The 23,052-nt window shown below is 69.4% G+C and carries 16 protein-coding genes; 2 read left to right on the forward strand and 14 right to left on the reverse strand.

Going from position 1 to position 23,052, the window contains the following annotated elements:
- Position 1 precedes the first annotated feature (1 nt).
- The 6 genes from ACU5E9_RS10105 to ACU5E9_RS10130 all read right to left on the reverse strand — a co-directional run bounded on the left by ACU5E9_RS10105 (position 2) and on the right by ACU5E9_RS10130 (position 12,918).
- Positions 2-424 (reverse strand): SseB family protein, encoded by a 423-nt coding sequence (locus ACU5E9_RS10105; protein WP_456809787.1) that lies wholly within the window; start codon positions 422-424, stop codon positions 2-4.
- A 68-nt stretch (positions 425-492) separates the two neighbouring features.
- The gene (locus ACU5E9_RS10110) at positions 493-1,116 is read right to left on the reverse strand and encodes a hypothetical protein (protein ID WP_456809788.1); all 624 of its coding nucleotides are present in this window, start codon (positions 1,114-1,116) and stop codon (positions 493-495) included.
- A gap of 53 nt (positions 1,117-1,169) precedes the next feature.
- A complete protein-coding gene (locus ACU5E9_RS10115; RefSeq protein WP_456809789.1) occupies positions 1,170-3,722 on the reverse strand; it encodes a bifunctional metallophosphatase/5'-nucleotidase in 2,553 nt (850 codons plus the stop codon).
- Between the two features lie 288 nt (positions 3,723-4,010).
- On the reverse strand, positions 4,011-9,491 hold the full coding sequence (locus ACU5E9_RS10120; RefSeq protein WP_456809790.1) for an ExeM/NucH family extracellular endonuclease: 5,481 nt from the start codon (positions 9,489-9,491) through the stop codon (positions 4,011-4,013).
- 263 nt (positions 9,492-9,754) lie between these two features.
- On the reverse strand, positions 9,755-10,267 hold the full coding sequence (locus ACU5E9_RS10125; RefSeq protein ID WP_456809791.1) for an amino-acid N-acetyltransferase: 513 nt from the start codon (positions 10,265-10,267) through the stop codon (positions 9,755-9,757).
- Between the two features lie 125 nt (positions 10,268-10,392).
- A complete protein-coding gene (locus ACU5E9_RS10130; protein WP_456809792.1) occupies positions 10,393-12,918 on the reverse strand; it encodes an ATP-dependent Clp protease ATP-binding subunit in 2,526 nt (841 codons plus the stop codon).
- 248 nt (positions 12,919-13,166) lie between these two features.
- Here ACU5E9_RS10130 and ACU5E9_RS10135 point away from each other — a divergent pair, with 248 nt between their 5' ends.
- Together ACU5E9_RS10135 and ACU5E9_RS10140 are read left to right on the forward strand one after the other, a co-directional pair.
- Positions 13,167-14,681 carry a hypothetical protein gene (locus tag ACU5E9_RS10135; RefSeq protein WP_456809793.1) on the forward strand — a complete coding sequence of 505 codons (1,515 nt, stop codon included), beginning with the start codon at positions 13,167-13,169 and terminating at the stop codon, positions 14,679-14,681.
- 9 nt (positions 14,682-14,690) lie between these two features.
- A complete protein-coding gene (locus tag ACU5E9_RS10140) occupies positions 14,691-15,698 on the forward strand; it encodes a pirin family protein (RefSeq protein ID WP_456809794.1) in 1,008 nt (335 codons plus the stop codon).
- A 28-nt stretch (positions 15,699-15,726) separates the two neighbouring features.
- Here the strand turns inward: ACU5E9_RS10140 and cls are convergent, their stop codons facing one another.
- From cls to ACU5E9_RS10180, 8 genes are read right to left on the reverse strand one after another with little or no spacing between them, the layout of a single operon-like run.
- Positions 15,727-17,181, reverse strand: a complete 1,455-nt coding sequence (cls, locus tag ACU5E9_RS10145) for a cardiolipin synthase (protein WP_456813523.1) — start codon at positions 17,179-17,181, stop codon at positions 15,727-15,729.
- Between the two features lie 11 nt (positions 17,182-17,192).
- Positions 17,193-17,369 carry a hypothetical protein gene (locus ACU5E9_RS10150; protein ID WP_456809795.1) on the reverse strand — a complete coding sequence of 59 codons (177 nt, stop codon included), beginning with the start codon at positions 17,367-17,369 and terminating at the stop codon, positions 17,193-17,195.
- 49 nt (positions 17,370-17,418) lie between these two features.
- Positions 17,419-17,571, reverse strand: coding sequence for a hypothetical protein (locus tag ACU5E9_RS10155; protein WP_456809796.1), 153 nt, complete (start codon positions 17,569-17,571; stop codon positions 17,419-17,421).
- A gap of 5 nt (positions 17,572-17,576) precedes the next feature.
- On the reverse strand, positions 17,577-19,109 hold the full coding sequence (gene lysS, locus ACU5E9_RS10160) for a lysine--tRNA ligase (RefSeq protein WP_456809797.1): 1,533 nt from the start codon (positions 19,107-19,109) through the stop codon (positions 17,577-17,579).
- Between the two features lie 57 nt (positions 19,110-19,166).
- Positions 19,167-20,042, reverse strand: a complete 876-nt coding sequence (panC, locus tag ACU5E9_RS10165) for a pantoate--beta-alanine ligase (protein ID WP_456813524.1) — start codon at positions 20,040-20,042, stop codon at positions 19,167-19,169.
- Between the two features lie 2 nt (positions 20,043-20,044).
- On the reverse strand, positions 20,045-20,824 hold the full coding sequence (locus ACU5E9_RS10170; RefSeq protein WP_456809798.1) for a Rossmann-like and DUF2520 domain-containing protein: 780 nt from the start codon (positions 20,822-20,824) through the stop codon (positions 20,045-20,047).
- Positions 20,821-22,500 carry a PH domain-containing protein gene (locus tag ACU5E9_RS10175; protein WP_456809799.1) on the reverse strand — a complete coding sequence of 560 codons (1,680 nt, stop codon included), beginning with the start codon at positions 22,498-22,500 and terminating at the stop codon, positions 20,821-20,823. Before ACU5E9_RS10175 ends, ACU5E9_RS10170 begins: the two co-directional genes overlap by 4 nt.
- Complete coding sequence (locus ACU5E9_RS10180; protein ID WP_456813525.1) at positions 22,497-23,015, reverse strand: PH domain-containing protein; 519 nt, start codon at positions 23,013-23,015, stop codon at positions 22,497-22,499. Before ACU5E9_RS10180 ends, ACU5E9_RS10175 begins: the two co-directional genes overlap by 4 nt.
- Positions 23,016-23,052 lie beyond the last annotated feature (37 nt).

The raw sequence follows: 23,052 nt of genomic DNA on the forward strand, positions 1-23,052 counted from the left end.
GCTAGTCGGTCGGAGCGGAGCTGTCGTCGCCGATCGGGCCGAGCGCCTTCAGAAGGTCGTCGGGGGCCGCCTGCATCACGTGCGGGCCGGCGATGTCGAAGAACACCATCTCGAGGGTGTTCTTGTGCACGATGAGGAACTCGCGCAGCCACTGGGCGTCGCCGACCATCACCTGCGGGTTCACCTCGTCGGGGATCATGCGTGCATAGTTCTCTCCCGAGGAGAAGAGCAGCAGCATCCGCTTGTCGGTGCCCTCGCGGCCGAAGACCCGCACCTGTTCGGCGCTGCCCTTCACCACCAGCTGCGGCACGATCACGACGTCGTTGCGCAACGCGTATGCCACCGCCGCCACGTCCTGGTTGGCCAGCGCGGTGGCCAGGGCTTCTGATCGGGTGTCCGGGTTCGCGTCTGTCACGTGTTCCATTCAATCATCCGTCGGCGAAGCGGGGCCACTCCAGGCCTCAGCCCGGAGCGAACGCGGCGGCCCCGGCGTCAGTTGAGCAGGAACTGGGTGGGGGTGGCGGAGGCGACGCCGCCGACGCTCACCGAGAGGTAGTAGGAGGCGCCCTCACCGGGCACCGCCTCCCGGTCGGTGATCTCGCAGGTCTCGGGGCTCGACCGGGTGCGGTCCCACACCAGCGGCGTCTTGGTGCTCACCGCGACGCCCGGTTCGAGGGTAACCTCCGCGTCGGCGGCGTCGGTCTGGCAGTCGGTCGACGTCCAATAGACGTCGGCACCGCTGGTGACGGTGAACACCTGCGTGGTGGTGCCGGCGTTCAGGTCGCAGGGCGTGGTGCCGGTGTTCGTGACGCTGAGCGAGAGCTCCGGTTCGTCGCCGGCGTCGTAGGAGCCCTTGTCGGTGATCGCCTCCACCACGACGTTGGCCGGGTCGCACGCGGTACTGGCGGCCTCGGCGTCGTCGCCGGGAGCGGCGGTGGCGTTCGGGTCCGCGGTGGCGGCCGGAGTCGTGCTGGCGGCCGGCTCGTCGCCGCCGGGCCGGAAGAAGATGAGCATGATGACCGCAAGAACGGCGAGGACGCCGAGCCCCACCACGAGGCGGCGTCGCCGGTAGACGCTGCTGGCCTGGGGGCCGACCGGATGCTTGGTCGTCGACATGCTCCAAGGCTAGCGAGGTCCACCGGCACGGCCGGTATCGTCTTGCGTGTCGGCTACGATTCCTTCGAATTCCGGTTGCGGCGACGCAGCTCCGCGCCCAGCAGCACGGCACCGAGAAGCAGCATCAGCGCGCCGCCGGCAAGCCACGGTGCGACATCGACGCCGGTCGCGGCCAGGCCGCCGGATGCCCTGGTACCCGACACCGTGCTGCCCGCGCCCGTGATCGTGATCTCGGTCCAGCCGATCACGACACCGGATGCATCCTGCACGATGATGCGGTGGCTGCCGGCGCTGAGATCGGTCGGCAACGTCGTTGTCACGGTGCCCTCGGCACTGACCTGCAGCCAACCGCCGAGGTTCACCGCGGTGGAACGCGCCCACACCGACACGAACTCTCCTGCGTGCTCGTCGGCCACGGTGATCGTGATGTCGGCGCCGGCCGGGTAGCTGGCGGCGTCGGTCGTGATCACGCCACGCAGCGTCTCGGTGAGGGAACTCACCGGGGCCGAGGTCGGCGCCACACCCGGCGCAGTGGGGGCAGGCGCCGTGGGCGCAGGCTCGGTCGGGGTCGGGGCGGGCTCCGTGGGAGCGGGTGTCGGGGTCGGGGTCGGCGCCGGCACCGTGCTGTCCACGGTGAGCGGCACCCGCACGATGGAGCCGGATTCCGTGGCCGTGAGGATGAGCACGCTCTGGGCGGGGGCATCCGCCGGCACCGTCACCGAGACCATCGCGGCGCCGTCGGCGTCCACGGCGGCCGGCCCGGCGGCCGTGGCACTGCCCACCCATTCGATGGTCAGCTCGGTGTTCTTCGGGGCTCCCGTGGATGTGAGGTTGAGGTTCGATACCGTGAAGGTCACGTCGTCGCCGATTGCGACCGGCTGGGCGGGCAGGCCGGTCACCTGTGCCTGAGCGACCGCGAAGGAGGGTGCGACGGGGTCGTTCGCGGTGAGGTAGGAGATCCAGGCGTCCCGGTCGATGAGGCCGGAGTCGCGAGTGTCGGTGCCGTTGGTGAACTCGCGGAAGTTGTCCCCGCCGGTGAGCAGGAAGTTGAACGAGCCGATCCGGTAGCCGCGGGCCGGGTCGATCGGCTCGCCGTCGACCCAGATGCCGGTGATGCGGTCGCCTTCGGTGCGGGTGGCGTCGAAGGTGTAATTCACGTTGTCGGACAGGCCCAGTTGCAGGTACGGCCGGCTGGGGACGGCGCCGGCTTCGTCCCGCTGCCACTGTTGCTCCAGCACGGTCTTGAACTGTGCGCCGGTGAGCGTGGTGGTCCAGAGGTTGTTCACGAATGGCAGCACCGCGTTGGCTTCCGCGTAGGTCACGACGGGGTCAGGGGCCACGGTGAGGTCCGCACGGATGCCCCCGGGATTGACCACACCGATCTCGGCACCGCCCGTGGCCGGGTCGGCCAGGGATTCGCGCAGGGAGTTCGCGACCAGGGTACCCAGGGTCGAGGGTGCGGAGCGGTCTTCCTCCACCGGGACGGCGCCGTCGATGGAGGCGCGGGTGATGTCGGCAGAGACCGAACCCACGGGCTGGCTGCCCACCACCTCGGCGGCGGCGAGGGCGGCATCCGTGATGGTCTGCACCGCGGCCACCCGCGGGAAGTCTGCGACCAGTTCGGCGTCGTCGGTTTCGGTGCGGGGCACGTTCTGGTTGGTCACCGTGGTGGATACGTCGGTGGCGGGGTCGTAGCTGAGCACGACCTGGCCGATGTTCTCGCCGTAGCTGCCGGTCTGCAGCACCGGCCGGGTCACGCCGGCCGCCGCGCCGGGGACCTGCGCGTTCCAGGCGTACTGCTTGTGGGTGTGACCGGTGAAAATGGCGTCCACCGCGGCGGAGGTCTGGGTGACGATTTCGGTGAAGGCGCTGTCGGTGAGGGCGAGCTCCTGCTCCAGGGTCGCGTCTTCCACGGTTCCGGCGGATGCGCCCTCGTGGTACTCGGCCACGATCACGTCGGCTTCGCCGTTGTCGGGGTCACCGTCGGTGAGCTGCGCCGCGACCCGGTTCACGGCAGCGACGGGGTCACCGAAGCTCAGGGTGACGATGCCGTTGGGCGACACCAGGGCGGGCGTTTCCTCGGTGACGGTGCCGATGATGCCCACCGTCACGCCCTGCACCTCGGTGAGGAGGTACTCGTCGAGGGCGGGCACCTCGGTGCCGGCCTTGTAGACGTTGGCGCCGAGGTAGTCGAAGTCGGCAGTGTCGTCCACCCGGCCGATGAGGTCGGCGTACCCCTGGTCGAACTCGTGGTTGCCCACCGCCGAGGCGCGCAGGTCGAGGGTGTTGAGCACCTCGAGGGTGGGGGTGTCCTGCTGGGAGGCGGAGGCGAACAGGGAGGCGCCGATGTTGTCGCCATCGGAGAGGAAGAGGGTGGCGTCGTCGCCGTATTCGGCTCGAAGGGTTTCCACCGTGCCGGCGAATTTCACGGTGTTCTCGTCGATCCGACCGTGGAAGTCGTTGATGTTCAGCAGGTTGAGCTCCACCACGTCGGGCGGCGTCGGGGCGGCCTGTGCGGGGATGGCGACGAGCGGAGCTGCCGCGAGGCACGCCCCCAGCGTCGCGGCGAACAGCAGTCGAACCGGGCGGCGGGGTACCAGCGACATTGTTCTCCTCGAAGGTGGATCGTCTCGGGCCGCCAGGCCTGCAGCCCCCGAAGAGCGCCGCGTCATCATTGGCGCACTGGGCAGCAGCATAGCCACGACTTCTCGGTCGTGGGGAACTTTAGTGAAATGCGCTCAGATGAGCGCGGTGGGTGCTCGGCGCGCAGACCGCCCGGCGCACCGAAGCGGCGCCGGCATACCGTGCGGCCAGGGGGACCGATCGATGCGTGATCGAAAGGCCTCCCCTGGCTGCACAGCACACCGGCGCCGCCAACTGTTCTTACTGGTGGGTTACGAGTCCATCGTCGCCCGACGCTGTCGCATCAGTGCCGCGCCGAGCAGCAACATCAAGACGCCGCCGGCCAGCCACGGGCTGGCGTCCAGCCCGGTCTGCGCGAGGCCCGTCGGGGTGGCGCCGGCCGCGGTGACGGTGATCTCGGTCCAGCCGATCACGGCGCCGGACGCATCCTGCACGATGATGCGGTGGGTGCCGGGTGCCAGGTCAGTCGGAAGTTCGACGGCCACGGTGCCCGCGTCGCTCACCTGGAGCCAGCCACCGAGGTTGACCGGAGTCGAGCGCACCCAGGCGGACACGAACTGCCCGGCGTGGTCGGTTCCGACGGTGATCGTGATGCGGTCACCGGCGGCAACCGAGGAGTCGCTGACGCTGATCTTGTTCTTGAGCACCGCCGTCAGCGCGGTCTCCGAGGCTGCCGACGGAAGTGTCGGAGGCACGTTCGGACGCGTGGGCAGGGTCGGCGGAACGCCCGGCCGCGTGGGCAGGGTGGGTTTCGTCGGCTTCGTCGGCTTTGTCGGGTGGGTGGGTACGGTCGGCGGAACGGCCGGGCCCGCCGTCGGGGCCGGGGTCGGCTCCGCCGTGGGCTCGGTCGTCGGCTCGGTCGTCGGGACCGGGGTCGGCTCCGCCGTGGGTTCCGTCGTCGGGACCGGAGTGGGCTCCGCCGTGGGCTCCGTCGTCGGCTCGGTCGTCGGGGCCGGGGTGGGCTCCGTCGTCGGCTCGGTCGTTGGGACCGGGGTGGGCTCCGCCGTGGGCTCGGTCGTCGGGACCGGGGTCGGCTCCGCCGTCGGCTCGGTCGTCGGGACCGGGGTCGGCTCCGCCGTCGGCTCGGTCGTCGGGACCGGGGTCGGCTCCGCCGTGGGACCGGTCGTCGGGACCGGGGTCGGCTCCGTCGTCGGGACCGGAGTCGGCTCCGTCGTCGGGACCGGAGTCGGCTCCGTCGTCGGGACCGGAGTCGGCTCCGTCGTCGGGACCGGAGTCGGCTCCGTCGTCGGGACCGGAGTCGGCTCCGTCGTCGGGACCGGAGTCGGCTCCGTCGTCGGAACCGGGGTCGGCTCGGTCGTCGGAACCGGGGTCGGCTCCGTCGTGGGAGTCACGGCCAGCGGGACCCGCACGATGGTGCCGGATTCCTTGGCCGTCAGGGTCAGTTCGCTCGCGGCCGCGGCATCGGCCGGCACGGTGACGGTAACGGTCGCCGTTCCCGTTCCGTCGACGTTGGCCGGTCCGAAGACGGTGCTGCTGCCGGCCCAGGAGACGGAGAGCTGGGTATTCTTCGGCGCGCCGGTCGAGGTGAGGTTGAGCTGCGACACGGTGAAGGTCACCGTGTCACCGGCCGTCACCGACGCCGGAACGCCGGTCACGGCCGCCTGCCGGGCCGCGAAGGACGGCGACAGCGGGCTCTGCGCGGTGATGTAGGAGATCCACGCGTCCCGGTCGATCAGACCGGAGTCGCGGGTTCCGGTGCCCTCGGTGAAGACGCGGAAGTTGTCGCCGCCGGTGATGAGGAAGTTGAACGACCCGATCCGATAGCCACGGTCGAGGTCGATGGGTTCGCCATCGATCCAGATTCCCGTGACGCGGTCACCCTCGGCGCGGGTGGCGTCGAAGGTGTAGTTCACGTTGTCGGACAGCCCCAGGGCCAGGTACGGCCGGCTGGGCACCGCTCCTGCAGAGTCCCGCTGCCACTGCTGTTCAAGAGCCGTCTTGAACTGCGCCCCGGTCAGGGTCGTGGTCCACAGGTTGTTCAGGAACGGCAGCACCGCGTTCGCCTCGGCGAAGCTCACGTCCGAGTCCGGCGAGGTGGACAGGTCCGCGCGCATGCCGCCGGGGTTGACGATGCCGATTTCGGCGCCGCCCTTGTCCGGGTCGGCGAGCGACTCACGCAGGGAGTTGGCCACCAGGGTGCCCAGGGTCGACGGTGCGGCCCGGTCCTCGACCACGGGGGTCGCTCCGCCGACGGATGCACGGGTGATGGGGGCGGTGATGGACCCGACCGTGACGTTGCCGGTCACGGCGGCTGCCGCGAGGGCGGCATCCGTGATCGTCTTGACCGCGGCAACACGCGGGTAGGCGGCGACGAGGTCGGCGTCGGCAGCGGTGCTGCGCTTCACGTTCTCGTTCTTCACCGTGGTGGTGGCCTGGGTTCCGGGGTCATAGCTGAGCACGACCTGGCCGATGTTCTCGCCGTAGTTGCCGGTCTGCAGCACCGGGCGGGTCACACCTGCCTCGGCACCGGGCACCTGGGTGTTCCAGGCGTAGGTCTTGTGCGTGTGGCCGGTGAAGATGGCGTCAACGGCCGGGGACGTCTCGGTGACTATCCTGGCGAAGGCGCTGTCGGTGTCGGCGAGTTCGTCCTCGAGCACCGGGGCGCTCGGGTTGGTGCCGCCGGCACCCTCGTGGTACTCGGCGATCAGCACATCCGCTTCACCGTTGGCGGGGTCACCGTCGGTGAGCTGCGCCGCAACCCGGTTCACCGCGGCGATAGGGTCACCGAAGCTGACCGAGGCGATGCCGTTCGGGGTGACAAGGGTCGGCGTCTCCTGGGTGACGGCGCCGATCACGCCGACGGTCACCCCCTCGATCTCGAACAGGGCGTACTCGCTGAGCGCCGGGGTTTCGGTGTCCTTGAGGTAGACGTTCGCGCCGAGGTACTCGAAGTCGGCCGCGTCGGCCACCCGTCCGGTCAGGTCGGACAGACCTTGGTCGAACTCGTGGTTTCCCACGGCCGAGGTGTCGAGTTCGAGGGCGTTGAGCACGTCGATGGTCGGCTTGTCCTGCTGCGATGACGACGCGTAGAGCGAAGCGCCGATGTTGTCGCCGTCGGAGAGGAACAACGTGTTCGCGTCGCCGAAGTCGGCGCGCAGCTTCTCGATCGTGCCGGCGAACTTCACCGTGTTGGTGTCGATACGGCCGTGGAAGTCGTTGATGTTGAGCAGGTTGATCTCCACCGGGGCCTGCGTCGCGAGGTTCAGACCGACGACGACGGGGTCGTGGTCGGAAGAACGGTACGCGTCGGCGACGTAGAAGTCGGTGACGTTGTTGTTGTACCGGCTGTATTCGAGGGCGACCGACTCGACCGAGTTGATGTTCCAGACGTCCACATCGGCGACCGTGGCGTTCGCTTCGGGCGAGGCGAACACGTGGTCGAGCGATCCGACGGTGCCGCCGAAGGCGTAGGTGTACTCGCCACTCTTGGCTTCCTGGCTGAGGTAGCCCGCGTCGGTGATGACCTTGATCGGGTCTTCCTGGTCGTAGGCGTTGAAGTCGCCGGTGAGGAACACCCGGTCGATGCCGGTGTCGGCCTTCAGGGTGTCGGCGAACGCCACGAGCGCGGTGGCCTGGGCGACCCTGGAGGCGTTGGACGCGCCCTGGCCGTCGCCGGCATCCGCGTCTGCGCCGGTGCCGGAGCCCTTGGACTTGAAGTGGTTGACGATCACCTGGAAGGCGCTGCCGGTGTCGCCGACCAGCTGGAAGGCCTGGGCGAGCGGTTCACGGGCGTTGTCGAACGCCGAGTCGGTGAGGATGGTCGACGCGCCGACGGTCTCGACGGCGGCTTTCTTGTAGATGAACGCGGTGCGGATCACGTCTTCGTCGGCCGGAACCGTCGCCGGCGAGGGGACGAAGGCCCACTCGTCGGTGCCGAGGTCGGCGTTCAGGGCTGCGACGAGGTCGCCGAGCGCGGTGTCGCGGTCCTTACCGAAGGCCACGGAGTTCTCGATCTCCTCGAGAGAGATCACGTGGGCGTCGAGGGCGTTGATGGCCGCGACGATCTTGGCCTGCTGGCGGTCGAGGTTGGCCTGGTTGGCCGCTCCCCGGGCGTCGCAGCCCGAGTTCACCGTGATGGGTGCACCGGCGCGGTCGGTGTAGAAGGTGCAGCCGGCGACCTCGTCACCGGTGGTGCTGAAGTAGTTGAGCACGTTGAAGCTGGCCAGGCGGATGTCGCCGCCCACGGCGCGGGGGGCGTCGGTGCGGGTGTTCGCGAACGTGGCCGGCTGCACGGTGGCGGCGTTGGCCGGCACGAGCTCGGTGGTCGGCTGGAACTTCCAGGCGTTGTTGCGGTAGTCCAGGATGACGGGCGTGGTGAAGGTCACCGCGGCGCCGATCCGCACCGGAGCGGTGGTCGAGACATACGGCACCGGCTTGGCCTGGTTGGCCGCGCTGAGGTAGTTCGTCGTCGCGCCGTCGTCCAGCGTCACGGCCCGGGCCGCGTTCGCCTCGAGCGCCGCGGTGTACTCCGCGGTGCCGGGGCGGGCGGTCACTGTGGCGCCGACGAGGGGCGTGGTGCCGGACGCGAGTCCGATCTCGCCGTACTGGTTGGTGGTGTAGTTGTTGGTCACCGTGAAGTCACCGGTCGGGGCGATGAGCATGCCCTCGAGGGACTCCCGTTCGGCGGCGGTGGCGGGCAGGCCCACGGTCGCGGCGGCCGGGGCCACGATTCCGGTGGCGTCCAGCGGGGCGATGTCGCTGAGTGCGCCGACGGTGAGCTGGGTGAGTCCGTAGAAGTCGCTCACCACTCCGGTGACCGAGACGTAATCGCCGACGGCGACGGATGCGGCCAGCGCGTTCGTGTAGACGAAGATGCCGTCGGAAGCGGTGTGGCCGGCCAGGTCGACCGGTCCGCCGGTGCCGGGGGTCTGCAGGTAGAAGCCCTTGAACCCTCCGGTCGGGAAGGCGGCGGTGACGACACCGACGGTGGCGACGGTGCTGCCGGCCAGCGGGCTGGTGTCGGTGGTGCCCTGGATCGCGTTGATGGCGACGGTCTCGACCGGGGCGGGGGTGCCGGTCGGCTCCGGGGTTGGCGTCGGAGTCGGTTCGGCCGGGGCTCCTCCGGTGGATGCCGTGGGCGTGATCGTGGCCGAGAGGGAGAAGTCGGCCTTGTTGTTGTCGCTGTCGGCGGCATCCGTGCGGTTGATCGACTTGACGTCGGAGTTCGCGCTCGGAGCCCCGGCGACGGCGCCTTCGAAGGTCAGTGAGGCGCCGTACCCGAGCAGGTCGATGACCTCCGGGTTGGCGGTGGAATCGCCGGCGGGCAGGGTGAGGGCCGACGTGGACTTGGCGAGGATCACGGTACCGGTGGTGCCGCTCGGGTTGAGGGTGGAGACCTGGTCAGGGGTGGGCAGGGCCGCGCCGTTGGCGCCGTTCGACCCGCCGGAGACGAGGTAGTAGCCGTTCGCCGGGATCGTGCCGGTGAGGGCTACGGTCGCGGGGGCGTCGGCGACGGTGCCGGTGGCCTTGCGGTACTGCAGCGACCAGGCGCTGAGGTCCACAGCGGTATCCGTGGGGTTGTACAGCTCAACGAACTTGTTCGTGAAGGCAGCGCCGGCGCTGCCGCCGCTCAGGTAGGCCTCGTTGATGACCACTCCCGTTCCCGCGCTGTTGGCCTGCGCGGGTAGGGCCACGAACGGGGCGGCCGCAAGGCTCACCCCGATCACGGATGCGACAGCCAGCGTGAGCCGGCTTCGGGGGACGAGCGACATGGTTCTCCTCTTGGATGGGCAAACAGGTGCAACGAGCAGGGTGCAGGGTCAGCAGGCGTGCAGGGTCAGCAGACAGCGGCGCCAGCGTAGGGAGGACGCGTGACGCACCGGGACCTCGCGCGTGAACGACGGGTGTACGCGAGAGCCTCGGCCGGGTGTTGGGGAGCCTATTGACGCCGGATTTCGGGCACGTTACAGCACGGCACCGTGCTCAGATGAGCAGGAAAATGCCGATGTGGCCCACATTTGAGCGGGCGGCGGACTCAGCTCAGGCGCTTGAGCATTCGGGTGTTGCCGAGCGTGTTCGGCTTGACCCGGGCGAGGTCGAGGAACTCGGCGACGCCCTCGTCCGGGGAGCGCACCAGCTCGGCGTACACCGCGGGGTCGACGGTCTCTGTGCCCATGTCGACGAACCCGTGCCGGGTGAAGAACCCGACCTCGAAGGTGAGGCAGAACAAGCGGCTGAGGCCGAGTTCGCGCGCGTCGGCTTCGAGGCGGTCGATGATGGCGTGCCCGACGCCGTGGCCGAGCCAGTCCTCGGACACCGCCAGGGTGCGCACCTCGCCGAGGTCCTCCCACATCACGTGCAGCGCGCCGCAGCCGATGAGTTTCCCGTCGAGGTCCTCGACCACGCGAAATTCCTGCACGGCCTCGTAGAACACGACGCGGTCCTTGCCGAGCAGGATGCGCTGCTGCACGAGCGGCTCGACGAGCTCCTGGATCAGCGGTACGTCGCTGGTTTGGGCCCGACGGACGATGAACTCCTGCTTGGTCACGCCCGCCCACTCTCCTGGCGGCTCCTGGCCGCCGATTGGATTCCGCCGAAAGCTCAAGTCTAGGGGCGCACGCACGAACGGCCCGGCGGAAAACCGCCGGGCCGTTCGGGTACTACGGGTGCTACTTAGTCGCTGGTGATGGCCAGATCGGGCGTGCCCGGTCCGGTGCCCACTGCGGCGGCGGAGTTGATGCCCACCGAGACAGCCTCGTTGCGGTTCGTCGTGGTGAACACGTACTCGCCGTCCACGAAGTCGACGTGCACGTGGTCGCCCGCGTTGAGCTCGCCGTGCAGGATCTTCTCACTCAGGCGGTCTTCAACTTCGCGCTGGATCGCGCGGCGCAGCGGCCGGGCGCCCAGGGCGGGGTCGAAGCCGACCTCGATGAGGTGCTCCTTCACCGCGAGGGTGAGGTCGATGGTCATGTCGCGGTCGAGCAGCCGGTCGCCCAGGCGCTTGACGAACAGGTCCACGATCTGCAGCAGTTCGGGCTTGGACAGCTGCGGGAAGACGATGATCTCGTCGACGCGGTTGAGGAACTCGGGCTTGAAGTGCTTCTTCAGCTCCTCGTTCACCTTTCCGCGCATCCGGTCGTAGCTGGTGGCCGTGTCGCCCTCGAGCTGGAACCCGACGGGCGAGCCGCTGATGTCCCTGGTACCGAGGTTGGTGGTCATGATGATGACGGTGTTCTTGAAGTCGATCACGCGACCCTGGCCATCCGTCAACCGGCCCTCTTCCAGGATCTGGAGGAGCGAGTTGAAGATGTCGGGGTGGGCCTTCTCGATCTCGTCGAACAGCACCACGGAGAACGGCTTGCGGCGCACCTTCTCGGTGAGCTGGCCGCCCTCTTCGAAGCCGACGAACCCGGGAGGGGCACCGAACAGGCGCGACACGGTGTGCTTCTCGCCGTACTCACTCATGTCGAGCGAGATCATGGCGGCCTCGTCGTCGAAGAGGAACTCCGCGAGCGCCTTGGCCAGCTCGGTCTTACCGACACCGGTGGGGCCGGCGAAGATGAACGAACCGCTTGGACGCTTCGGGTCCTTCAGTCCCGCACGGGTGCGACGGATGGTCTTGGCGAGCGCCGAGATGGCCTCTTCCTGACCGATGACGCGCTGGTGCAGTGCCTTCTCCATGAAGACGAGCCGCGAGGACTCTTCCTCGGTGAGCTTGAACACGGGGATGCCGGTGGCCTGCGCGAGGACCTCGGCGATCAGGCCCTCGTCGACCACTGCGGTGGTCTTGACGTCGCCGGACTTCCACTTCTTCTCCAGGCGCAGACGCTCGCCGAGGAGGTTCTTCTCCTCGTCGCGGAGGCCGGCTGCCTTTTCGAAGTCCTGGTCCTCGATCGCGGTTTCCTTCGCGGCACGAACAACGGCGATCTTCTCGTCGAATTCGCGCAGCTCCGGCGGGCTGGACAGGATCGAGAGGCGCAGGCGTGCGCCGGCCTCGTCGATCAGGTCGATGGCCTTGTCCGGCAGGAACCGGTCGGAGACGTACCGGTCGGCGAGGTTCGCCGCGGCCACGAGGGCACCATCGGTGATGGAGACCTTGTGGTGCGCTTCGTAGCGGTCGCGCAGACCCTTGAGGATGTTGATGGTGTGCGGCAGCGACGGCTCGTTCACCTGGATGGGCTGGAAGCGGCGCTCGAGGGCGGCATCCTTCTCGAAGTGCTTGCGGTACTCGTCGAGGGTGGTCGCACCGATGGTCTGCAGCTCACCACGGGCCAGAAGGGGCTTCAGGATCGAGGCCGCGTCGATGGCGCCCTCGGCAGCACCGGCTCCGACGAGGGTGTGGATCTCGTCGATGAACACGATGATGTCGCCGCGGGTGCGGATCTCCTTGGTCACCTTTTTCAGGCGTTCCTCGAAGTCACCGCGGTAGCGGCTGCCGGCGATGAGCGAGCCGAGGTCGAGCGAGTAGAGCTGCTTGTCCTTCAGCGTCTCGGGCACATCGCCCTTGACGATCGCCTGGGCGAGGCCCTCGACGACGGCGGTCTTGCCGACGCCGGGTTCACCGATGAGTACGGGGTTGTTCTTGGAGCGGCGGGAGAGGATCTGCATGACCCGCTCGATCTCCTTCTCGCGCCCGATGACGGGGTCGAGTTTGTTGTCGCGCGCCGCCTGCGTGAGGTTGCGCCCGAACTGGTCGAGAATCTGGCTGCCCGCGGGGTTGGCCGCTGTCTCGTTCGCACCCACCTGCACCTGCTCCTTCCCCTGGTAGCCGGAAAGGAGCTGGATGACCTGCTGGCGCACCCGGTTGAGATCGGCGCCGAGCTTGACCAGCACCTGTGCGGCCACGCCCTCGCCCTCGCGGATGAGCCCGAGCAGGATGTGCTCGGTTCCGATGTAGTTGTGGCCGAGCTGCAGGGCTTCGCGCAGGCTCAGCTCGAGGACCTTCTTGGCGCGCGGCGTGAACGGGATGTGACCCGTGGGCTGCTGCTGGCCCTGGCCGATGATGTCCTGCACCTGTTCGCGCACGGCATCCAGCGAGATGCCGAGGCTCTCCAGGGCCTTGGCGGCCACGCCTTCACCCTCATGGATGAGCCCGAGCAGAATGTGCTCGGTCCCGATGTAGTTGTGGTTGAGCATCTTGGCCTCTTCCTGGGCCAGGACGACGACACGACGAGCTCGGTCGGTAAATCTCTCAAACATATGAACACTCCCTTGGCGCCAGGGCGGTTATGGCACCGATACAAAGAGAGTAACCAGCGCAAGCCCGGATGCGTGCCTCTGTTCGCCGTGGGCGTGACGCATTACGCATTGCGCCTGACGCGCTCCGCTCCCCCACGGAGGCTGCGGCCCGACCGTCCCCCCTTGCGGGGGCCACACAGGGCGCAAATACTGGCAGCACTCAGCTCCACCGATTCCGACCCATCCCGCAGGTGAAAGGCGGCGGCACCATGGACGGCTCACCGAACCCCGCCAGCACGACCGGCACCACCACGGCCCCAGACCCCGCCGACGAGATCGCCCGGCTCTCCGCCGAGAACGCCCGGCTGCGGGCCCGTGTGGGACCCGCGGCCGAACACCGGGCCGCCTACCGGTGGCGGGCCTTTTTCGCCGCCCTGCTCATCACCGTCGGCGCGTTGCTGGCGCCCGTCGCCGTGGTCGCCTACTGGACCAAGGGGTACGTCAACGACACCGACAGGTTCGCCTCGTCGTTGGCCCCGCTCGCGGAGGACCCGGCCGTGCAGGCCTATCTGGTGGACGAGATCGTCACCGTCGTGAACGACAACGTGGACATAGCTGGAATCACCAAGGACCTCTTCGATGGGTTGGCCACCCTCAACCTTCCGCCGCAGGCCACGAACGCGCTCGGCCTCCTGGAGCAACCCGCTGTGCAGGGCGTGCAGGGACTGATCGAGTCGGCCGCCACGAGGATCGTGACCTCCGACGCCTTCGCCCAGCTCTGGGAAGAGGCCGTGCGCACCAGCCAGACCCAGGTCATCGCGGCGCTGGAGGGCGATTCCACCTCCGCGCTGGCGATCAGCGACACCGGTGAGCTCGGCATCCAGCTGGGCCCGATCGTCGCGGAGGTGAAGAACGAACTCGTCGATCGGGGGTTCGGCCTGGCGCAGAACATCCCGGAGGTCGACCGCACCATCGTGGTCGCCCAGTCCGACGCCCTCGTGCAGGCCCGCACCGGTTACCAGTTGCTCAACGTCCTCGGCTTCGTCCTGCCCTTCGTGAGCCTGGGCCTGATCGCGCTCGGTGTGCTCGTGGCCCGACGGCGCGCGCGCACCCTGATCTGGGCGGGTCTCGCCCTGACCGCGGCCATGGCCCTGCTGTCGGCGGGCATCGCGGTGGGGCGGATCCTCTTCGTCAACGCGGTATCGCCGACCTACCTGCCCACCGACATGAGCCATGCCCTCTACGACGCCGTGGTGCCGTTCATGAACGTCACGGCGCTCTCGGTGGGGCTGGTGGGCTTCACGGTAGCGGTTGTCGCCTATCTCGCCGGCCCGTTCCACGGGTCGACGATCCTGCGGAGGGCAACCGTCCGCTCGGCCGCACGGCTGCGGGCGGCGGCGGACGACGCCGGCGTCAGCACCGGCCGGTTCGGGGAGGTCCTCTTTACGTACCGCCGCGTGGTGCACGTGCTGATCGCCCTGGCGGCGGCCGCGGTGGCCCTGTTCTGGCGGCCGTTGCCGGCATCGGTCATCATCTGGACCGCCATCCTCGCACTGATCGCCGTGCTCCTCGTCGAGCTGCTGCAGCGCCCGCCTGCCACGATCGAGGCGCCCATGGCCGAGGGCGGCACGCCAGGGCCCGTGCCGACGGAAGCGCACCCGTCCGAGCCCGACACCGTCCTGGCCGCCACCGGGCCGCTGCCGCCGACGGCGCCCACCGACCGGCACCAGACCGCACCCACCGAACCGCTGCCACCGTTACCGTCCCGGAGCGACTCGGATTAAGCTCGCAGAGTGAGCAACCTCGAGCGCGAACCAGCAGAAATCGTGTGCGACGGCACCGCCACGGCAACGGCAGTGTTGACCGAGACCCCGGCGGCCGCCTCCGCCGTGCTGATCCTGCAGCCGCGGGACGTTCCGCTCGGCGGGCCCCGCGCCATGGACGTGCGACGCACCCTCCCCCAACGGGAGAGATCCCTGATCGGCGCCTGGTGCTTCGTCGACCACTACGGTCCGGACGACGTCTCCGTGACCGGCGGGATGGTGGTGCCGCCGCACCCGCATACCGGGCTGCAGACCGCGAGCTGGCTGTTCGCCGGTGAGGTGGAGCACCGCGACAGCGTCGGCAGCCTCGCCCTGGTGCGCCCCGGCGAGCTCAATCTGATGACGGCCGGCGCCGGGATCAGCCACTCGGAGGTGTCCACCCCGAACACCACCGCGCTGCATGGCGTACAACTGTGGATCGCGCTGCCCGACCGCACCCGGCACCAGGAGCCGCACTTCGAGAACCACGTGATCACCCCGCTGACCGCCGACGGGGTCACACTGCACGTCTTCCTCGGCGAACTCGCCGGGCACACCGCGGCGGCCGTCGGTGACACCCCGCTGCTGGGCGCGCAGGTCGACCTGCCGGCCGGCACCGCGATCGACCTCGACGTGTCGGGCAGCTTTGAGCACGGGCTGCTGGTCGACGCCGGAAGCGTGCTGTTCGCGGGCACGACGGTGCAGGCCGACGAGCTGGGCTTCCTCGCCGCCGGTCCCACCGTCATCCGGCTGGAGAACACCGGCGACACCGCGGCGCGCGTGCTGCTGCTCGGCGGCGAACCGCTCGGCGAGCAGATCGTGATGTGGTGGAACTTCATCGGCCGCAGCCACGACGAGGTCGCGGCCTTCCGCGCGCAGTGGCAGGCGGAGGTGATCGAGGGCACGGATGCCGCCGGCCGGTTCGGTCACGTGGCCTACCACGGCGGCGCCCTACCGGCCCCTGCCCTGCCCAACGTGCGGCTGAAACCGCGGCACTGAGTCGCCGGGCAGCCGGCAGCCCCGCGGGTTACTGCACCGCGCTGGTCAGCCGGGCCAGGTTGTCCAGGATGGTGGACTTGAGCGGCTGCTTCATCCACTCGTCGAGGGTGAGTTCGCGGCTGTCGGCCCGGTAGCCGTCCTCGACGGCGCGCAGCTGCTCGACGAACGAGTGCCCGCGCACCATCAGCGACACCTCGAAGTTGAGGCTGAACGAGCGCATGTCCATGTTGCTCGACCCGATCACGGCCACGTCGTCGTCGATGGTGAAGTGCTTGGCGTGCAGCACGTACGGCGCCTTGTACATGTAGATCTTCACGCCCGCCCGCAGCAGCTCCTCATAGTAGGAACGCTGGGCGTGGTAGACCAGCGCCTGGTCGCCGATCTCCGAGACGAACAGTTCCACGTGCAGGCCGCGTTGCACCGCGGTGGTGACCGCGTACATGATCGACTCGTCCGGTACGAAGTACGGGCTGGTGATCACGATGCGTTCCTGCGCGTAGTAGAGCAGCGCCAGGAACAGGCGCAGGTTGTTCTCCCCCACGAAACCGGGCCCGCTGGGCACGACCTGGCAATCGATCGGGTCCGAGACCTGCACGGGGTGCACCGGCTCGATGTCGCGGGTGAGCAGCTCGTTCGTCTCGCTGTACCAGTCGGTGATGAAGATGGCGTTCAGGCCCGACACGATGGGGCCCTCCAGCCGCACCATCAGGTCCTTCCACTTCAGGCCCCGGCGGATGTTGCGCTTCATGTTGTAGGTGCGGTCGATCACGTTCTGCGACCCCATGAAACCCACCCGGCCGTCGATGATGACGAGCTTGCGGTGGTTGCGCAGGTCGGGCCGTTGCCACTTGCCCTTGAACGGCTGCAGCGGCAGCATCAGTTGCCACTTCACGCCGTCGGCGGTGAGGCGGCGCTTGGTGGCCTTGAAGCCGGGCTTCCGCATCGACTGGATGTGGTCCATCAGCACCCGCACCGTCACACCGCGCTTGACGGCGTTCTGCATCGCGTCGAAGAACGGGCCGGTGGTGTGGTCGAGCGAGAGGATGTAGAACTCGACGTGCACGTACTTCTTGGCCTTGTCGATGTCTGCGGCCATCGCGGCGAGGGTTTCCTCGTAGTCGCCGTGCAGGCGGGCGCGGTTGTCGCCGACCAGCGGCATCGCGCCGAGGTTGCGGTTGAGAGCCACCACCGATTCGAGCCAGCCGGGCCAGGGGTGGTCGCGTTTCACGCGTTCCATGCCGGCCGTGCTGTCGAGGATGAACTGGTTGATCTCGGCCTGCATCTCCACCCGCTTCTTGGGCAGGGTGCGGTAACCGATCAGCAGGAACAGCAGGGCGCCGAAGTACGGGATCAGGAAGATGGCCAGCAGCCAGGCCATGCCGGAGGTGGGCCGGCGGTTCCGCGGTACGACGATGATCGCCACCACCCGGATGGCGAAGTCAACGAGGAACGCCACCACGAGGAGGATGGTGGACAGGTCAATTCCGAACACGGTTAGCCGGCCGGTTTGTCGAGGCCGAGCTTGGCGCGTTCTTCGGCTTCGACGCGCGCGTAGGCGTTCCGTTCGGTGCGGTCGGCGCGGATGATCGCACGCATGATGATCCAGAAGATCACCCCGACCAGAACGGTGGGCGCGAGCGAGAACAAAGCGTTGGCCCAGAAGCTATCCATAGTCTCTCCAGCCTACGCGAACTCTCCCCGCACCCGGTCCGGGCGGGGGCTACTTGGTGAGGATGCCGATGAGGCCGGACCCCAGCAGGTACAGGCCCACCGCCCCCACGACGACCCAGATGATGATCCGGTTCGTCGACGGGCCCTTCTTGCCGCCGTCGTCGTCAGGCTTCAGCTCGTCCTTGGGCAGATAAGTCATCATGTTCGTCACTTTACCAACGGGAACAGGATGGTCTCGCGGATGCCGAGCCCGGTGAGGGCCATCAGCAACCGGTCGATGCCCATGCCCATGCCGCCGGTGGGCGGCATGCCGTGCTCCAGCGCCCGCAAGAACTCCTCGTCCAGGCGCATGGCCTCTGGGTCGCCGCCGGCGGCGAGCCGGGCCTGCTCCACGAAACGTTCCCGCTGCACGACGGGGTCGACGAGCTCGGAGTAGCCGGTGGCCAGTTCGAAGCCGCGGATGTAGAGGTCCCACTTCTCCACGACGCCGTCGATGGACCGGTGGCCGCGCACCAGGGGGCTGGTGTCCACCGGGAAGTCGAGCACGAAGGTGGGCCGCACCAGGTCGGCCTTCACGAAGTGCTCCCAGAGCTCTTCGACGTACTTGCCGTGGATCGGGTGGTCGACCTCGACGCCTTCTGCCGCGGCGAGGGCCTGCAGGTCGGCCAGCGGGGTGGCCGGGCTGATGGTGCGCCCGACCGCGGCCGACAGGCTGTCGTACATGCTGATGCGGTCCCACTCGCCGCCCAGGTCGAACTGGGTGCCGTCGGCCCAGGTCACCACGTGCGACCCGCCGGTGATGGCCGCCGCGGCATCCTGGATGAGGGTCTGGGTGAGCTGGGCGATGGAGGTGTAGTCGCCGTAAGCCTCGTACGCCTCGAGCATCGCGAACTCGGGCGAGTGGGTGGAGTCTGCACCCTCGTTGCGGAAGTTGCGGTTGATCTCGTAGACCCGGTCGATGCCGCCGACGACGGCGCGCTTGAGGAACAGCTCCGGCGCGATGCGCAGGAACAGTTCGGTGTCGAAGGCATTGCTGTGGGTGGAGAACGGCCGGGCGGAAGCGCCGCCGTGCATGGTCTGCAGCATCGGGGTCTCGATCTCGAGGAACCCGCGCGCGGTGAAGGTGGCGCGGAGGCTGGCGACGGCCTGGGAGCGCTGGACGACGGTGCGGCGGGCCTGGTCGCGGGCGATGAGGTCGAGGTACCGGCTGCGCACCCTCGTCTCCTCGCTGAGTTCGGAGTGCAGGTTCGGCAGCGGCAGCAGCGCCTTCGCGGCGACCTGCCACTCGGTCACCATGATCGACAGTTCGCCGCGACGGGAGGAGATGACCTCACCGGCGACGAAGACGTGGTCGCCGAGGTCGACCAGGTCCTTCCAGGCCGCGAGCGAGTCCTCGCCGACGGCGGCGAGGGACACCATGGCCTGGATGCGGCTGCCGTCGCCGGACTGGAGGCTCGCGAAACACAGCTTGCCGGTGTTGCGCAGGTGCACGATCCGGCCGGCCAGGCCAACGGTGACGCCGGTGGCGGCATCCGCTTCGAGGTCGCCGTACTCGGCGCGCACGGCGGGGATGGTGGTGGTGACGGGCACGGACACCGGGTAGGCGCCGCCGGCGGCGCTGGTCGCGGCCGCGTTCAGGCGGTCCCGCTTGGCCAGGCGCACGGCCTTCTGCTCGGTCAGCTCGGCCGCGGCCTGGGCGTCGTCGTTGTCATCGGGCACGGCGTCGGGGGTGGTGCTCATGCGGTTTCTCCGTCGGTGGGCGTACACGGGCCAAGCCGGTACCCCGTTGAAATGCGGTTAGGGGATGTCCAGTGAAATGTTGTCGATGAGCCGGGTGCTGCCGACCACCGCGGCGACCAGCATCCTGGCCCGGCCGCGGTAGTCATCGTCGACCGGCAGGAACGTCTGCGGATGCACGACAACGAGATAGTCCAGTTTAACCAGAGGCTGCGCCCCGATCACCGCGTGCGCGGCCACGATCGCGGCCGGAACCCCCGCGGATGCGGCGGCGGCGGCCGCGGCCAGGCCCTCCGACAGTGACCGGGCGGCGGTGCGGGCGGCCTCGTCGAGGTTGTGATTGCGGCTGGACAGGGCCAGGCCGCTGTCCTCGCGCACGGTCGGCACGACCTCGATCGTGGTGCGCAGGTTGAGGTCGGCGACCATGCGCTCCACGAGGAACACCTGCTGGGCGTCCTTCTGGCCGAAGACCGCCACGTCGGGTTCGACGATGTGGAACAGCTTCGCCACAACCGTGAGCATGCCGTCGAAGTGGCCGGGCCGGGCGGCGCCCTCGTACAGGCCGCCGACAGAGCCGGCGGTCACCCGGGTCGAGGAGGCCCCGTCCGGGTACATCTCCCGGGCGTGCGGGGCGAACACGAAGGCGGCGCCTTCTTCGGCCAGCGCCACCACGTCGGCGTCGAGGGTGCGGGGGTAGGTGTCGAGGTCTTCGTTCACGCCGAATTGCAGCGGGTTGACGAAGATCGACACCACGACGATGTCGCCGAGCTCGACGGCGCGGCGCACGAGCGCGCGGTGGCCGGCGTGCAGGGCACCCATGGTGGGCACGAGCACCACATGGGCGTCGCCGCCCCTGGCGGCGATGTTCTGCTTGGCGACGCAAAGCCGGCCCTGCAGCTCGTCAATCGTGTCGATGACTTCTGGCTTGGTGAGCACGGTCACTGGTCCTCCGGGTCGAACGGGTGGGGCGGGTAGGGCGGGTCGAGCAGGTGGTTCGCCTCGTCGAGGGCGGCCGGGTCGTCAAGCGGATGCCGGGCGCCGGTGCGGGTGAGGGCGTTTTCGATGGCCGAACGCACCAACGGCGCGATCACGGCCCCCGGCGCGTCGATGCCGATCTCGCCCAGCAGCCGGGTGGACTGCTCGACGATGGAGCTGGAGAACGCCGTGGCCGTCTCGATGGCTTCGGCGTAGACCTCCCGGTCGCCCTCGGCCACGATCACCGGCTCGCCGCCCATTTCCACGACGAGCGCCTGCGCGATCGGCAGCACCGGCGCAGGTGCCGTCACGGCGAAGTAGCTGTCGGCCAGGCGGCTGATGTCCAGGCTCGTGCCCGTGAACGACATCGCCGGGTGGATGGCCAGCGGGATCGCACCGGCCCGCTGGGCGGGCAGGAGCACGTTCGCGCCGTACCGGGCGGAGGTGTGCAGCACGAGTTGGCCGGGCTGCCAGGTGCCCGTGGCCGCGAGCCCGTTCACCAGGCTCTCCAGCTGGTCGTCCGGTACGGCGATGATCACGAGTTCGCTGCGTTCGACGACCTCGGGAACCGTGAGCACCGGGACGTTGGGCAGGATCGCCTCTGCGCGGTCGCGGCTGGCCTGGGAGATCGCGGAGATGCCGACGAGGGCGTGGCCGGCGCCGGCGAGGGCGGCGGCGAGGATGGGGCCGACATGCCCGGCACCGATCACTCCAATGCCCAGCCGGCCCGGGCGCTGGCTCACGAGGTCACCTCGGTGGCGGTGGGACCGGCCGGGGCGTCTGCGGCCCTGAACGTCGGTGCGATGGGGAGGGGTTCCGCCGTGGTGCGGCTCCAGTGGTGGCTGGTGTCGGAATCCGCCGAGGCCACGGCGCCGGCGGTGACGGTCTCGAGCAGGCGCTCGGCCTGGCCGACCTCGATCACGCCGAGGGTCGCGCTGACCGGGCCGGCCACGGTGTGCAGGCGGGCGGAGGCCAGGCGGAGCCGGCGGCGAACGGGGCCCTGGCTGATCCCGACGCTCTGCAGCCGGGCCAGTGGCACGAGCACGAGCTCACGGGAGAGCACGCCGCGGCGCAGCAGCACGGCGCCGGTCGACACGGCGTAGCCGGTGCGTCGCCAGGAGAACGGCCGCAGCCAGGCCGCCCGGCGCGGGGCATTGACGAAACCGTCGTCGCCGCCGCGGGAGGTCAGGCCCCGCTGGATCAGGGCGCGCTGCTCGTCGGTGTCGAAGCCGGGCAGGATCAGTTCGAGCACCTTGCCGACATCGGCCAGCGATCCGACCGGCAGGACGGTGGTGGCCGCCTGGCCGGCGGCGCCGCTGTTGGTGGAGTGGCCGGCCTTGTTGATGCTGATCTGCCACCAGCCGAACGGCCGCCAGGCCAGGGGCTGAGTCACGCCGATCGCGTGGATCCGGCCGGGCGGGAGGGTCTCGTTGCTCGTGGTGAGCAGCCCGAAGCCCACGCGCACACCGTCCGTGGTGCCGGCGATGCTGTAGCGCAGCGACTTGGTGAACCGGGAGACGTAGTACCCGACGCTGGCGATCAGGCCGGGGAAGAGCGCGATCAGCAGCCACTCGCTGCCGCCGACGATGACGCTCACGATGAGCGCCACGATCGCGACCACGACGAACACGGTGAAGCCGCTGAACACGATCGACCCGATCAGCCGCAACAGGGGGATGCGCACGACCGACTCCGGGGGTGCCGAATCCGGGTCGAGTTCGGGGGCGAGGAACTCGCCGGCGCGGGCGCTGGCGAAGGCGTTCAGGGCTTGGCGGCGGCCGGCGTGGGCGGCGGCCAGTGGGCCTTCGGCGACCGGGGCCTGGGGGCCGTAAGGCAGCGCCTCCTGCCCATCGTCGGGCACCGCGCCGACCGGCGCCTGGTGCACCGCGGCACCGCGCGGCTGGCGTGCGCCGGAGGCCAGCTGCAGGATGTCCCGGCGCAGCCCGTCGGCCAGCGCGGACCCGAGGTAGGCGAGTTGCACGTTGGCGTCCTGGCCGGCCACGCTCACCTCGAGTTTGGCGGCCCCGAACAGCCGGGGAATCAGCGGGCGAACGATGTTGACGCCCTGGATGCGGTCCAGCCGGGCCTGCCGGTGGCTGCGGAACAGGATGCCGCTGCGCACCTCGACGGATTCGTCGCCGACCCGGAAGGTGTGCATCCGCCAGGACAGGGTGAACGCGAGCAGAATCACGAGCAGGATCCCGGCGGCGATGAGCAGCGCCCAGCCCACGGCGCCACGTTCGTAGATGGCGTCGAGCGGGTCGCCGGAATCGCGGGGGATGCCGAAGACCAGGTCGAGCAGGCGTTCCCGGAGGTTGGCGATGACGAAACCGAGGAGCGCGAAGACGAAGATGCCGCCGCGCAGCAGCGGGCTCGCTGGATGCAGCCGGTGCCAGTCCCCGTCGGCGAGGGAGGTCACAACCCGGCCCGCCGGCTCTCGGCCAGTTCGACGAGGCGGTCACGGAGGGCATCCGCGTCGGCCTCGGCGAGTCCGGGGATGGCGACGCCGGAGGTCGCGGCGGCGGTGACGAACTTGAGGTCGGCGAGGCCGAGCAGGCGCGCGACCGGGCCGCGGGTGATGTCGACCAGCTGCATCCGGCCGTACGGCACGGAGACGAAGCGCTGGTACATGATGCCGCGCCGGAAGAGCAGGTCGTCTTCGCGCAGCTGGTAGCCGATCGAGCGCACCCGGCGGGGCTCGAACGCGAGCGAGACCAGGGTGACCAGGGCGAGCAGGCCACCCACCCAGGCCGCCCAGGCCTGGTCGAGGAGCAGCCAGAGCACGCCGGCGGCGGCGCAGACGATGAGGAGGAAGATGACGGTGCCGACGATTTCGACCATGACGTACTTGGGCGAGACCCGCTTCCACTCGCCGGCTTCGGGCAGGTCAAGGCGGGCGCCGACGGGCGGCACCGCCTCGGCAGGTCCGCGCATGGCTACGGCTGGGGCGGACGTGACCTCGACGGGGTCA

It is taken from the genome of Cryobacterium sp. AP23 (assembly GCF_054075385.1).

Bases quoted from the DNA above. Each gene is read 5' to 3' on its own strand.
- ACU5E9_RS10105 (WP_456809787.1), bottom strand. From the start codon at position 424: ATGGAACACGTGACAGACGCGAACCCGGACACCCGATCAGAAGCCCTG.
- ACU5E9_RS10110 (WP_456809788.1), bottom strand. From the start codon at position 1,116: ATGTCGACGACCAAGCATCCGGTCGGCCCCCAGGCCAGCAGCGTCTAC.
- ACU5E9_RS10115 (WP_456809789.1), bottom strand. From the start codon at position 3,722: ATGTCGCTGGTACCCCGCCGCCCGGTTCGACTGCTGTTCGCCGCGACG.
- ACU5E9_RS10120 (WP_456809790.1), bottom strand. From the start codon at position 9,491: ATGTCGCTCGTCCCCCGAAGCCGGCTCACGCTGGCTGTCGCATCCGTG.
- ACU5E9_RS10130 (WP_456809792.1), bottom strand. From the start codon at position 12,918: ATGTTTGAGAGATTTACCGACCGAGCTCGTCGTGTCGTCGTCCTGGCC.
- ACU5E9_RS10135 (WP_456809793.1), top strand. From the start codon at position 13,167: ATGGACGGCTCACCGAACCCCGCCAGCACGACCGGCACCACCACGGCC.
- ACU5E9_RS10150 (WP_456809795.1), bottom strand. From the start codon at position 17,369: ATGGATAGCTTCTGGGCCAACGCTTTGTTCTCGCTCGCGCCCACCGTT.
- ACU5E9_RS10155 (WP_456809796.1), bottom strand. From the start codon at position 17,571: ATGATGACTTATCTGCCCAAGGACGAGCTGAAGCCTGACGACGACGGC.
- lysS (WP_456809797.1), bottom strand. From the start codon at position 19,109: ATGAGCACCACCCCCGACGCCGTGCCCGATGACAACGACGACGCCCAG.
- ACU5E9_RS10180 (WP_456813525.1), bottom strand. From the start codon at position 23,015: ATGCGCGGACCTGCCGAGGCGGTGCCGCCCGTCGGCGCCCGCCTTGAC.